Below are 12,572 nucleotides of genomic sequence, written 5' to 3' on the forward strand. Positions count from 1 at the left end.
GGGCACAAGGCAGCTTGGCAGCTTTCCAGGACGGTGGTAACTCCCCTCAAAAGCGAATCCCCGCCCGGGAAATACGGAGCGCTCTTCTCCCTGACGAACCTTATCCATACCCGAGGTGTGCAAGCAAAAACGAAATCGGCAGGGGTTTCTCTCAGCAGTGAAGATCGCGGATGATTAACCGGAACGGACCCAGGCGGCCGAAATCGGTTTTCTCGACCTCAAAAGCAAGATCGAGTGAGCAGCCTCGTTCGAGCGTAACAAGTCTCGAAGCCATATTCCAGCCCACCGCTTCCATCTCCCGCTCGCCATCGCTGACCTGGATGGCGGCGTGTTTCTCTTTCAGCAGGCGAGCTGCAGAAGTCACGCGCAATCCACGCGCCACAAATCTCGGAGCCGGATTGCCATTGCCAAACGGTTGCAGGAGCGAAATGGCTTCCAGCCATTCCGTCGTGATCTCACTGAGCTGGATTTCCTCGTCAATGCTCAGAGTCGGCTCCAAATCAGCCGGCCTGATCCGCACCCGTGCAAAACCATTGAGCCGCTGCCGCAGCTCCGGCAGCTTTGCCTCCTCGAGAGAGCATCCGGCTGCGAGGCGATGGCCACCGTAGCGCTCAAACAGATCAGCGGCCGAGTCCAGACACGCAAGCAAATCAAACGCCGGAAGCGATCTCCCCGACCCATGCGCTCGCCGCAGCGGATCCCCTTCGACCGAGAAGACCAACGCGGGCCGGTGAAAACGCTCGACAATCCGCGAAGCAACAATCCCCACCACGCCGCGGTGCCAGTTCTCTCCCGCGAAAACCAGCACGTGCTCCTCGGCAAGCGACGGATTTCCGGCCACACGATCCAGAATCTCCTCGAGGATCCTCTCCTCCGCTTGCTGCCGTTCGGCGTTCAGGCGATTGAGTTCTTCCGCAATTTCCCCGGCCCGTTCGGGAACCTTGGTCGTAAAAAGTTCGATGACCTTGCTCGCATCGGCCATGCGCCCGGCCGCATTGATGCGCGGCCCGATGCGGAAGCTGACGTCGTAGCTCGTTAGCTTGTTCAAATCGACGCCGGCCACGCCGAGCAAAGCCTTCAGGCCGGGATTTGCCGGCCATCGCAAACCTTCGAGCCCCACTTTGGCAAAAATGCGGTTTTCTCCGACCAGCGGCACAACATCCGCAATCGTTCCGAGCGCTACCAACTTGAGAAAAGAGTGGAGCAGCTTCTCGCGGCCTTCCAATCGAGCCCGCTCAAAGAGCGCTTGAACCAGTTTGAAGACCACTCCCACAGCACAGAGATTTTTGTCCGGATAGGGGCAATCCGGGCGATTCGGATTAAGCACGGCGCGCGCCGGCGGCAATCTTTCCTCGGGCAGGTGGTGATCGGTGACGATGCAATCGATCCCGAGCTCGTGCGCCCGCGCCACAATTGGCGCCGCCCGAATCCCCGTGTCCACACTGATAATGAGCTTCACCCCGCGCCGCCCTGCTTCCTCCACCACCTCGCTGCGCATCCCGTAGCCTTCGACCAGCCGCTTCGGAATGTAAAAATCCGGGCTTGCCCCCACCCGTTCAAGGGACTCGCGCAGGACAACGATCCCCATGGTGCCATCCACATCGTAGTCGCCGTAGATGAGAATGGGTTCCTTGCGACGAGCCGCGCCAAGCAGCCGCTCCACCGCCTCCGCCATCCCCGCCATCAAAAACGGGTCATGCAGGTGCCGCATTTCGGGATGGAGGAAGCGAGCAGCCGTTTCCGGGTCGTTGATCCCCCGAAGGACAAGCAGGTGGGCAAATCGTTGAGGAATCTCGAGGGCCTTTTCGAGTCGAAAAACAATTTCCGGATTGGTCTGGGAAAGGATCCAGCGCATGGGCTGGGTCAGCCCTCGCGGCTGGAAGCGGCCCCGCTTGTCCGGAAGCGGCCGGCCGGCATCTGGTCCGTCTCGATGAGGACCTCCTTCTCGGTTCCGATTTCCCGCGCCGAAGGAGTGACGATCGTCCCTGGCCCGATCCAAATTTTCTCGCGCCGGGAAATCGCCGCCAGCACGTCGGCTTCACTCACAAACTCGGCCACCGCCACCGGCGGCGCAGCCGAAGCTGGGCTTGCCCCCGAAGGACTTTCTTCGGCGGCCGGCCCGGCTGGCCGCGATGGAGCGCTCGCCGCCGCCGGCCCGCCGCCGCGGGGAATTCCCCGTTGAGACAGAAACTGTTCAACCACCCGCGCAATGATGGCCCGGTCCGGAGCCGGCGCCGCAGCCACTGACCCGCCCGCTGCCGCTCGAAAGCTTCGGGGCGGCATGGGCACATGATCGGTCACCGGCTCGACCGCACGCGATTCGTGCGCGATCCGCTTTATGTTCATCAAGTGCTGGGGACCGATATTGTCGGAAGTGATGTTGTTCCCGACCGCGCCGCAACCCAACGTCATGGCCGGAAACAGTCGTGTCGAATATCCAATGGAACCGTGGACTGCCGGCGTATTCACCACCACACGAAAGGCCGGGACCGCCTTGCCAAATTCCAGGATCGCTTCTTCGTTGTTGGAATGGATCGCGCAGGTGTGGCCGAGTCCGCCGAACCGGAGCAAGCTCGTGGCAAGCTCGGCTGCCTGATGACAATTCTCCACCGTGTAAAAGGCCAGAATGGGAGAGAGCTTCTCAGCCGACAGCGGAAACTGCTTACCGACGCCTTCGAGGGGAGCGATGAGAACTCGCGTAGCGGAGGGCACCTGGATGCCGGCCATTTCGGCAATCACCGCCGGGTGTTTCCCCACAATCTTCGGGTTGGCAGTGAAAGCTGGTTGCAGGATGACGATCTTCCCGAGCATGTCGATTTCGCCCGGAGAGAGAAAATAGGCGCCCTGCTGCCGCAACTCCTCGATAACCTGATCTTTGATGCTGCGGTCCGCCAGGATCGCCTGCTCGGCCGAGCATAAGGTCCCGTAGTCAAAGGTTTTGCCGGTGATGATATCCGCCACCGCCTTGCGGAGATTGGCGGTGCGTTCGATATAGGCAGGCACATTGCCCGGGCCCACACCAAAAGCTGGTTTGCCGGAGCTATAGGCCGCGCGCACAAGCCCTGTGCCTCCGGTTGCCAGAATCACGCTCGTCCGCGGGTGGCGCATCAATTCTTGCGTGCCCGCCATCGTGGGATTCCGCATGCAACCGATCAAGCCTTCGGGCGCGCCTGCCTGGAGCGCCGCTTTCGTCATGATGTCCACCGCGGTGCAGATGCAACCATGCGCCGCGGGATGGGGGCTGTGCACGATGCCGTTGCGCGCCTTGAGTGAAATCAGTGTTTTGTAGATCGCCGTCGAGGTGGGGTTGGTGGAAGGAATGATGGCCGCCACCACGCCGACCGGCACCGCTACCTCGATGATGCCGTTTTCCCTGTCCTCGCGCAGGATGCCTACCGTGCGCATCGGCCGGATGGCTTTGTACACATCCACTGACGAGAAGAGATTTTTCTTGATTTTGTCTTTGACGTTGCCGTAGCCCGTTTCTTCTACCGCGTGGCGGGCTAACGGTTCAGCCGCCTGGGTGGCGGCCTCGGCCACCGCATCAATCACCGCGTCCACCTGTTCTTGTGTGAACGCGGCAAATCGCTTCTGCGCCTCGTCCGCCCGCTCGACCAGGTCGCGCGCCATCTGCACCGAAACCAGGTCAGCGTCTCGAATCATAGGCCTCTAACAGCAAGGGTTGCGCAGTCTCGTCCGCCTCAGGCGGGGAGTTCTATTTCTTGCCACCCCCCGGAGGCGCGCCGCCGCCCGGCAGAATCTTTTCCACCATTTCGTGCGGCCGGGGGATGACGTGCACCGCTACCAGCTCGCCCACCCGACGAGCTGCCGCCGCCCCGGCGTCAGTGGCCGCCTTCACCGCCCCTACGTCGCCCCGCACCATCACCGTCACGTATCCGGCACCAATATACTCTTTTCCGATAAGGACCACATTGGCGGCTTTCACCATCGCATCGGACGCCTCAATCGCGCCCACCAGCCCGCGCGTCTCAATCATTCCCAGCGCTTCGTAGGCCATCTCCGCCTCCGTCTGATGACAAGGAATAGAAAAACCACTTCCGCTCGCGTCGGGCTACCCTAGCATGAACAAAAAGCTGAATCAACCTTTGCTTTGCAGCTCCGGAAGGATACCGAAGTTCGCCGCCGCGACGTTGTTCTTGCTCGTGTTTTTGACCAAGTACATCGCCTGGTCAGCCAGCCGCAGCAGCTCCATCCTTGTTTTGGCGTCCGTGGGGTAGGAGGCGATGCCCAAGCTGGCTGTAATCTTCAGATTGAGCCCCTCCTCCTTCAAAAAAACCATCTCGGAAATGAGGTGGTGCAGCCGGCGAGCCACCACGGCAGCGGCTTCCTTGCTGGTTTGGGGCAGCAGAACTACAAACTCGTCGCCACCATAGCGAAAGGCGTAGTCAATCAGGCGGCAGTGGTTTTTCAAGAGCTGGCCAATTTCTGCCAGCAGCCGGCTGCCGACGAGGTGGCTGTGTTGATCGTTTATCCCCTTGAAATTGTCAAGGTCAATGAAAATGACGGAAAACTCTTGCCCGTGGCGGCTCGACCGATGGATCTCTTTGTCCATCACCACGTGAAGGTAGCGGACGTTGAAGAGGCTGGTGCAATCGTCGGTGATGGTCAGCTCATGGATGCGCTCCATGTGGCGGGCGTTCTCGATGGCGATGGCAGCGTAATCGGCCAATGCCTGAAGCAGCGCCATCTCGCGCCGGCCAAAGCTGTCCCCGCTGATGCAGTTGACCAGCTCGATGACGCCCAGGATTCGCTGTTTGCTGCGGACCGGCACGCAGACGATGGATTCCGTCGTCGTCTGCGTCATCTTATCCACCTGCGAAAGGAAGCGCGCATCTTCGCGCACGTTGGGAACCACCACCGCCTCGCCCGTCTGCGCCACCCAGCCGGCAATGCCCTGCCCCAGCTTGAGTCGAACGTCTTTCAGTTTGGCAGCAGCGTCGCCGGTGGCAATCTCGAAGTAAAGCTCCTGCGCCCCCTCATCCAGCAGCAGCAGCGACCAGGTGTCGGGGTGAAGAAACTCATGGATCTTCTCCATGATCGTCTTCAGAACTTCGTCCAGCTTGAGGGTCGAGGTGAGCGCCTTGCCTACTTCGTGGAAGACGGAAAGTTCCCCGGGCGCCAAGATATCGTGGACAGTAGGAGGAGCAGGGCGCTCTGGCCGCGGCGATCGGCGCCGTTCGGTCCGGTCGGCGTTCTGTGGCTCGTCCACCATTCAGCCCGAAATGCAGCGGCCGCTATTATAGGCTGCGCTTCGAGACCACGCAACGCCCGCCGTTGCCCCCTCCCGAAACTGTTTGACACCCGCTTGGGCCTGTACTTATGATGACCGCAACCGGTGCGAATCGAGGCTCGGAGCCTTGGATGACCTCTTTTGGCGAAAATCTGCGGCGCGAGCGCGAAATGCGCGGCGTGGCCCTCGAGGAGATTGCTGCCGCCACCAAGATCAGTGTGCGCTTTCTGGAATCGCTTGAAAAGGAAGCCTTCGATCGCCTGCCCGGCGGCATTTTTAACCGCGGATTTGTCCGCGCCTACGCTCGATATCTTGGCCTGGACGAAGACAAGTTCCTGGCCGACTATGGGCTCGTTCATCACGATGAGCATGACGTCAAGCCCATCCTGGAAGCCGATGCCAGGAGCGCCCGCATCCAGCTCATTCTTTTTGCTGTGGCCTGCGTTCTGGTTATTGCCGGGATAGCCTGGGGCGGGCTCCATCTCGCCCGGCGATACGGACCGACTGTCCTGGGACGCCTCACCCGGTCAACCGATACCCAGGCAGTCATTCCTTCATCGGTGCCGGTTTCTTCCCAAGCCGGTTCCGCTCCCGGCTCGTCGGGTTTGCCTGCCTCCGCCGAAATCCGGCCGCCGGAGCAAGTTCAAGGCCTGCCCGGCGCTGCTCCTGCCCCTGCCGGGCAAACTTCTGCCGCTGCGCCGACGCTCACCGAACTCGATTTGCAAATTGATGTGCTCGGAGAAACGCGAGTTACGGTCACCGCTGACGGCGTGCGGCAGATTGACCGGCTGCTTCGCCCGCCGGACTCGCGCCGCGTGAAGGCCAAAGACATTATCGAACTTAAGTCCTCCGATGCCAGTGCGGTTGTCCTCACCTTGAACGGGGAAACCCTTCCCCCGCTTGGCCGCCCGGGAGAGTCGCGCAGCTTGACGCTGACGCAAAAGGATCTGAAAGGCAACCCGTAGTCGGCCATGGCGGAACGAAAAATCCTGGAAAATATTCGAGCTGGGTCTGCACCCGAGGTGATTCGCCAAAAGGCGGTGCAGGGTGAACTGCCCGTCTCCCCTCAGGAGCAGGTTGAGATCCTGGCCGTTCTTGCTTGCGACTCCGACCGGGAACTGGCCAGGGCCGCGCGCCAAGCGCTTGGGCGGCTAACCGCGAAGCAACTTCTCCGAGCTTGCTCCGAACGCGATGCTGCTCCTGAGCTGCTTCGATACGCTGCCGGCAAAGATCCTCTCGAACAGCCCCTGCTGGAAGCCCTCCTAAGCCATTCCCATTGCCCCGCGGATGTGTTGATCAAAGTGGCAGGGCATCTTCCCCTCGCACTCGTCGGCTTGGTCCTTGACGATCTGGAACTTATCAGCCGGACCCCGGCGATCCTTGAAGCTTTGGCGAAGAACCGAAAGCTAACCGGCGAACAGCGGGCGCGGGTGGTCGAACTGCGCGCCGAGTTCAGCCGCGAGCCGGCGCCGGTTGCCGCTACGGAAGAAGAGGTTGATGATGCAGAGAAAGAAAGTCTGATGCTCCGCATCTCGCGGATGAAGGTCGGCGAACGTGTTCACACCGCTTTGCTGGGCACGCGCGAAGAAAGGCTGATCCTCGTCCGCGATGCCAGCAAGGTGGTGCAGCGCGCGGTCCTGCAATCGCCCAGAATGACCGAGAGCGATGTGGAAGCGATTGCGACGATGAGAAACGTAAGTGAGGAAGTCCTGCGGAGCATTGCCTCCGACCGAAAATTTCGGAAAAACTATACCATCATCCGCAACCTCGTGAACAACCCCAAGACGCCCATCGACCTGACCCTCCGCTTGCTCAACCTCATGACCATTCAGGATATCCGTCTGCTGAGCGTCAACCGGAATATCCCGGAAACCGTCCGCAACGCTGCTGTCAAGATTCGCCAGCAACGAACCGCATCAATGTAATCCAAGCGAGGCTCGCACCTTGTCCGCGTATTGACGCGCCTGGCGGAGCACCTTCTGTTCGTCAAGAGTGAGAATTTTTCGGTTCCGCATCACCCAGCGACCATCCACCATCACCGATTCCACATCGCTTGCCTTGAGCGCATAGACGATTTGCGATTCGACGTTGTAAAGCGGCACCGCATGGGCGGTGTCCAAAGCAACCACTATGAGATCTGCCTTCTTGCCTGCTTCGAGCGAACCGATCTCTTTGCCCATGCCCAGGGCTCGAGCGCCCAGGATGGTGGCCATTTCGAGGGCCTGTCGCGCCGGCAATGCGCGCGGATCGCCAAGATGCAACTTGTGCAGCTTTGCCGCCAGGTCCATTTCCTCGAACATATTGAGGTCATTGTTGCTCGCTGCGCCGTCGGTCCCGAGCCCGACCACCACACCGGCTTTGAGCATTTCCACCACCGGTGCCACGCCGCTTCCCAGCTTCATGTTGCTGGAAGGATTGTGCGCAATGGCTGCCCCGTGTTTCTGAAGCAGGGCAATGTCCTTCGCGTCCACCCAGACGCCGTGCGCGGCCAGCACGTCCGGACCGAGTACACCCAGTTTTTCAAGGTAGGCTACCGGGGAAAGTCCGTGCTCGCGCCGCGAGTCCTCGACTTCTTTCTTGGTTTCGGACAGGTGAATGAGGATCGGCGCGTGATGATCGCGGGCCAGCTTGGCCGATGCCTGGAGCGTGGCCGCTGGCAAGAGATAAATGGAATGCGGAGCGACCGCCGGCACCACCAGGGGATGTCCCTGCCACCGCTTCAGAAAAGTCTCTGTAAAACGCAGTGTCTCTTCGGGCGTTTTGAAATCGGGCGCCGGAATATGGATGATCGTCTCACCCAGAACGCCGCGAATACCGGCTTCGGCTGCCGCTTTGGCCACCTGGTCTTCGAAGTAGTACATGTCGGCAAACGTCGTGGTGCCGCCGCGAATCATTTCCAAGCAAGCGAGCTTCGAGCCCCACTCGACAAAATCCGCAGTCGTAAAGCGCGACTCGGCCGGGAAAATATACTTCTCGAGCCACTCTTGCAACGCCAGGTCATCGGCGAGGCCGCGATAAAGCGTCATCGCCGCATGGGTGTGGGTGTTGACCAGGCCGGGCATCACCAGCTTTCCCGTCAAATTCACCCTTTTGCCGCTGTATTTCCGCTCGAGGTCCGCGCGCGGTCCGACCGCCAGGATTCTTCCCCGGCGAATGGCAATGGCGCCGTTTTCCAGGACGTGATGGTCCGGATCGACGGTAACAATTCTTGCGCCCACCAGCAGCCAGTCCGCCCCTTCCGCCGGCCCCGCGCCAACCTGCACAGCGCTTACTGCGACAATCAGCAACAGGAATATCGTGAGGCTATATCTCATCGAGGCACCTCAACCGAACGAAGGTCAGCGGAAGACTACAGGAAGCGATGGTCGAAAGGCTTGGGAAAAAGTTTGCGGGTGCGGTAGCTTTTCGTCCTTCCCTTCAAATTCGCGAGTATGATTTCAATGTCCCCGCAAAATTCCCAAATGATTTGTCGGCATGCCCCACAAGGCGGCGTCAGTTTTTCCGTATCGGTAGCGACGGCGATGCGGGTGAACTTTTTGTGGCCTTCCGAAACCGCTTTGAAGATCGCCACCCGCTCGGCGCAGACGGTAAGGCCGTAGGTCGAGTTCTCAATATTGCACCCCGTGAAGATTTGGCCGTCGGCTGTCTCCACCGCCGCGCCCACCTTGAAATGGGAATAGGGTTCGTGGGCTCGAAGCCGGGCCCTTTCGGCAGCGGCAATGAGTTTTTCTTTCTGCGTCACGCCGGCTCCGCCGCCATGCGGGAAATCACTGCTTTGAGCAAGGCCACAAACTGGTCCCGAACCTTGGCGCCCGCTTCCAGCACCTCTTCGTGATGGATGGGCTTGTCGAGAATTCCCGCCGCCATATTCGTCACGCAGGAGATCCCGAGAACCTCGATTCCCATGTGGCTTCCGACAATCACCTCGGGCACGGTGGACATCCCGACCATGTCCGCCCCGATCTTTTCCAGGTACCGAATCTCCGCCGGTGTCTCATAGCTTGGCCCGCTCAGGCAGGCATAAACCCCCTCGCTCAATCCGATGCCGAGCCGCTGCGCCTCCTCCCTTGCCATTTTGCGGAAGCGCTTCGAGTAGGCGCGGGTCATGTCTGGGAAGCGCGGGCCGAACTTTTCCTCGTTGGGACCGAGCAGCGGGTTCGAGCCCTGCAGATTGATGTGGTCGCGGATCAGCACGAGCCCGCACTCGCTGAACTGCCGGTTGATCCCCCCGGCGGCATTCGTGAGGATCACCGAGCGGATTCCCATCCGGCCAAACACGCGCACGGGCAACGTAACTTCCTGGAGCGAATACCCTTCGTAGAAGTGAGCGCGGCCGCTCATCACCGCCACCGGAATTTCTCCCACTTTTCCGATCACCAGCTCGCCGGCGTGGCCAACGGCGGTGGAACACGGGAAGCCCGGAATCTTTTGATAGGGTATCCGTCTCGCCTGCGTCAGTTCGTCGGCAAACGCGCCCAGGCCCGAGCCGAGCACAAGCCCGATCTTCGGACGCAGCCGCGTTCTCTTGAGGACGTACCTCGCCCCCTTTTCTGCGCGCTGATATGCAAGACTGGGCCTCGCCCCGGACGCCATGGCGCGCATCATAGCAGAATTCCGGCAATCGAGGCGGACATCAGGTTGGCCATCGTGCCGGCCAGCATGGCCCGCAAACCGAGCCGGGCGAGATCGTTCTTTCGGTCGGGAGCAAGCGCGCCGATGCCGCCGATTTGAATGCCGATGGAACCGAAATTGGCGAAGCCGCAAAGGGCAAAGGTGGCGATGGTGAAGGAGCGCGGGTCTAGCGCCGCCTTGAGCGGCCCGAGTTGCGAATAGGCGATCAGTTCATTCAAAACCATGCGCGTCCCGAGCAGGTTGCCGATCGTCGCGCAGTCGCGCCACGGCACGCCGATCAGCCACGCCACCGGAGCAAAAACCCAGCCGAAGATCATCTCCAGGCTGCTCGGAAAAGAGCCGAAGCCATAGCGCCCAAAAAAATTGTGCAACCCGCCCAGGACTCCGTTCGCCAGCGCAATCAACGCCAGAAAGGAGATGAGCATCGCCGCCACATTGATGGCCAGGTGCATGCCGTCGCCGGTGCCGCGCGCGACGGCTCCGAGGAAATTCACATCCGTCTTGCCGACCTCCAGTTCCACTTTGCCGGCCGTCTTCGGGTGCTCGGTTTCGGGCACAAACATTTTGGCCATCAAGATCGTCCCCGGAGCGGTCATGATAACCGCCGTGAGCAGGTGTTTGGCCTCGATGCCGAAGAGAATATAGGCCGCCATAATTCCTCCGGAGACGTGCGCCATCCCGGATGTCATGATCGTCATCAGCTCGGAGCGGGTTGTCTCCGGAAGATAGGGCCGGATCGTCAGTGGAGCTTCTGTCTGCCCCATAAAGATGCTCGCCGCCACGTTCAGCGATTCTGCGCCGCTCGCCCCCATCACGGCCGTCATCACCCGGGCGAAGGCGCGGATAATCACCTGCATGACCCCGAAGTAATAGAGCACCGCAAAAAGCGCGGCCACAAAGATGATCGTGGGCAGGACTTGAAAAGCAAAATAAAAACCGAGCGAGGAACCTTTCTCGCCGAGGAGGCCGAAAACAAATTTCGACCCGGCGAAGGAATAACTCAGGAGCTGATTCACCGCATCGCCGGCTACCCGAAATATGCTCCGGCCGACCTGGGTCTTGAGCACGAAAAGCGCAAAAGCAAACTGCAAGCCCAGCCCCCAGAGTACCGTCTTCAAGCGGATGGCGCGGCGATTCGTCGAAAAAACGTAAGCAATCGCCAGCATGGCCAATATTCCGAGCAGACCGGAAAGCCGCCACATATCATCTCCTCCCGGCCCCGCCCACGGCGGGGCAGGCGTAGCGATTTTTATTCCAAGGTCTCAAAAACAAGCGGCCGCCGGGCGGGCGACCTCCCCCCCATCCGGTACGCAGCCGTCACCATGGCGCGAGCCGCTTCCATTTTGGCATCGTCGTTGTAATGGAGCGTGACCAGCGGCTCGCCCCGGCTGACTCGGTCGCCCACCTTGCGGTGGACGATCAGGCCCACCGCCGGATCAATCCGGTCTTCCACCCGTTCGCGTCCGGCCCCGAGGCGGCAGCAGGCGATTCCGAGCAGCTCGCACTCGATGCTTTCCACGATTCCGTCCGCCTCGGCGGCAATGACGCATTGTTTCTTGCCCGTCGGCAATCGCCTGTAGTCGTCCAGGACCTGCGGGTCACCGCCTTGCAATTCGACGATTTTTCGAAATGTCTCGAGCGCGCGCCCGCTCGCAATTTCTTGAGCCGCTTTTTTTCTTCCTTCCGCCAGGTTGCTGGACTTCCCCCCCAGAACGAGCATCCAGCCGGCCAACTCCAGGCAAAGTTCTCGCAGATCGCGTGGGCCACCGCCCTTGAGCGTTTCGACCGACTCGATGACTTCGAGCGAATTGCCGGCCGCGTTCCCGAGCGGCTGGTCCATGTCGGTGATCAGCGCGACGACTTTCTTCTGAACCCGTTTGCCGATTTCCACCATGAGCCCGGCCAGCTCGCGCGAATCTTCCAGCCGTTTCATGAACGCCCCGGAACCGGTTTTCACGTCGAGGACCAGCCCGTCAATCCCTTCCGCCAGCTTCTTGCTCATGATCGAGGCAGTGATGAGAAATTTGCTTTCCACCGTCGCCGTGACATCGCGCAGGGCGTAGATGCGCTTATCGGCCGGGGCAATCTCTTTCGTCTGGCCGATCAGCCCGCAATTCACGGTTTCGAGCATTTTCCGGAATTCCTGGAGCGATAGATTGACGCGAAAGCCGGGGATGGATTCGAGTTTATCCAGAGTGCCGCCGGAATGCCCCAGTCCGCGGCCGGAGATCATCGGGACGATCACGCCGGCTGAGGCGGCGATGGGAGCAATGACGAGCGATGTCTTGTCGCCCACCCCGCCGGTCGAGTGCTTGTCCACTTTCCTCCCCGGCAGGCCGCTCAGGTCAAGCACCTCCCCGGAACGGAGCATGGCCTCCGTCAAGTCGGCAGTCTCGCGGCGAGTGAGACCTTGAAAGTAGATTGCCATCAGCAACGCCGAAGCTTGATAGTCCGGCAACTGCTCTCGGGTGTAGCCCTCAACGAAGGCCAAAATCTCGTCGCGGCTCAACTCGAGCCCATCCCGTTTTTTTCGGATGATGTCGAGGATGCGCATCCTTCGGCAAGCTCAGGACAAGTTCCTTCGTCCCGCCCTGCGGGATCAGGACAAGTTCCTCAGTGTGGAAAAGAGCGGAAATTTTTTCCGGCCTCGCCCCGATCGCATCGGGGCGAGCCATCGCCGGCGCGGCTC

Annotated in this window: 11 protein-coding genes; 2 read left to right on the plus strand and 9 right to left on the minus strand. The window is 60.7% G+C overall.

The window, feature by feature from the left end; all coding sequences use genetic code 11:
- Positions 1-151 precede the first annotated feature (151 nt).
- From recJ to VIH17_08080, 4 genes are all read right to left on the minus strand, one after another.
- Complete coding sequence (recJ, locus tag VIH17_08065) at positions 152-1,855, minus strand: single-stranded-DNA-specific exonuclease RecJ (protein HEY4683189.1); 1,704 nt, start codon at positions 1,853-1,855, stop codon at positions 152-154.
- An 8-nt stretch (positions 1,856-1,863) separates the two neighbouring features.
- Positions 1,864-3,663, minus strand: coding sequence for an acetaldehyde dehydrogenase (acetylating) (locus VIH17_08070; protein HEY4683190.1), 1,800 nt, complete (start codon positions 3,661-3,663; stop codon positions 1,864-1,866).
- A 52-nt stretch (positions 3,664-3,715) separates the two neighbouring features.
- Entirely contained in the window at positions 3,716-4,018 is a 303-nt protein-coding gene (locus tag VIH17_08075; protein ID HEY4683191.1) for a BMC domain-containing protein, read from the minus strand.
- Between the two features lie 81 nt (positions 4,019-4,099).
- Positions 4,100-5,143 carry a sensor domain-containing diguanylate cyclase gene (locus VIH17_08080; protein HEY4683192.1) on the minus strand — a complete coding sequence of 348 codons (1,044 nt, stop codon included), beginning with the start codon at positions 5,141-5,143 and terminating at the stop codon, positions 4,100-4,102.
- Between the two features lie 239 nt (positions 5,144-5,382).
- Here VIH17_08080 and VIH17_08085 point away from each other — a divergent pair, with 239 nt between their 5' ends.
- Both VIH17_08085 and VIH17_08090 read left to right on the plus strand, forming a co-directional pair.
- The gene (locus tag VIH17_08085) at positions 5,383-6,216 is read left to right on the plus strand and encodes a RodZ domain-containing protein (GenBank protein HEY4683193.1); all 834 of its coding nucleotides are present in this window, start codon (positions 5,383-5,385) and stop codon (positions 6,214-6,216) included.
- A gap of 6 nt (positions 6,217-6,222) precedes the next feature.
- On the plus strand, positions 6,223-7,176 hold the full coding sequence (locus VIH17_08090) for a hypothetical protein (GenBank protein HEY4683194.1): 954 nt from the start codon (positions 6,223-6,225) through the stop codon (positions 7,174-7,176).
- Here the strand turns inward: VIH17_08090 and VIH17_08095 are convergent.
- The 5 genes from VIH17_08095 to VIH17_08115 are packed head-to-tail and all read right to left on the minus strand — an operon-like array spanning position 7,168 to position 12,437.
- Positions 7,168-8,565 carry an amidohydrolase gene (locus tag VIH17_08095; protein ID HEY4683195.1) on the minus strand — a complete coding sequence of 466 codons (1,398 nt, stop codon included), beginning with the start codon at positions 8,563-8,565 and terminating at the stop codon, positions 7,168-7,170. The two genes, VIH17_08090 and VIH17_08095, sit on opposite strands and share 9 nt — an antisense overlap.
- A 35-nt stretch (positions 8,566-8,600) precedes the next feature.
- On the minus strand, positions 8,601-8,993 hold the full coding sequence (cdd, locus tag VIH17_08100; GenBank protein HEY4683196.1) for a cytidine deaminase: 393 nt from the start codon (positions 8,991-8,993) through the stop codon (positions 8,601-8,603).
- Positions 8,990-9,856, minus strand: coding sequence for a purine-nucleoside phosphorylase (locus VIH17_08105; protein HEY4683197.1), 867 nt, complete (start codon positions 9,854-9,856; stop codon positions 8,990-8,992). The genes cdd and VIH17_08105 overlap by 4 nt, the downstream gene beginning before the upstream one ends.
- Positions 9,853-11,085 (minus strand): NupC/NupG family nucleoside CNT transporter, encoded by a 1,233-nt coding sequence (locus VIH17_08110; protein HEY4683198.1) that lies wholly within the window; start codon positions 11,083-11,085, stop codon positions 9,853-9,855. The genes VIH17_08105 and VIH17_08110 overlap by 4 nt, the downstream gene beginning before the upstream one ends.
- 47 nt (positions 11,086-11,132) lie before the next feature.
- Positions 11,133-12,437, minus strand: coding sequence for a thymidine phosphorylase (locus VIH17_08115; GenBank protein ID HEY4683199.1), 1,305 nt, complete (start codon positions 12,435-12,437; stop codon positions 11,133-11,135).
- Positions 12,438-12,572: the final 135 nt, after the last annotated feature.

The organism is Candidatus Acidiferrales bacterium (assembly GCA_036514995.1).
Classification (GTDB): Bacteria; Acidobacteriota; Terriglobia; order Acidiferrales; family DATBWB01; genus DATBWB01.

Bases quoted from the DNA above. Each gene is read 5' to 3' on its own strand.
- recJ (HEY4683189.1), bottom strand. From the start codon at position 1,855: ATGCGCTGGATCCTTTCCCAGACCAATCCGGAAATTGTTTTTCGACTC.
- VIH17_08070 (HEY4683190.1), bottom strand. From the start codon at position 3,663: ATGATTCGAGACGCTGACCTGGTTTCGGTGCAGATGGCGCGCGACCTG.
- VIH17_08075 (HEY4683191.1), bottom strand. From the start codon at position 4,018: ATGGCCTACGAAGCGCTGGGAATGATTGAGACGCGCGGGCTGGTGGGC.
- VIH17_08085 (HEY4683193.1), top strand. From the start codon at position 5,383: ATGACCTCTTTTGGCGAAAATCTGCGGCGCGAGCGCGAAATGCGCGGC.
- VIH17_08090 (HEY4683194.1), top strand. From the start codon at position 6,223: ATGGCGGAACGAAAAATCCTGGAAAATATTCGAGCTGGGTCTGCACCC.
- VIH17_08095 (HEY4683195.1), bottom strand. From the start codon at position 8,565: ATGAGATATAGCCTCACGATATTCCTGTTGCTGATTGTCGCAGTAAGC.
- VIH17_08105 (HEY4683197.1), bottom strand. From the start codon at position 9,856: ATGATGCGCGCCATGGCGTCCGGGGCGAGGCCCAGTCTTGCATATCAG.
- VIH17_08110 (HEY4683198.1), bottom strand. From the start codon at position 11,085: ATGTGGCGGCTTTCCGGTCTGCTCGGAATATTGGCCATGCTGGCGATT.
- VIH17_08115 (HEY4683199.1), bottom strand. From the start codon at position 12,437: ATGCGCATCCTCGACATCATCCGAAAAAAACGGGATGGGCTCGAGTTG.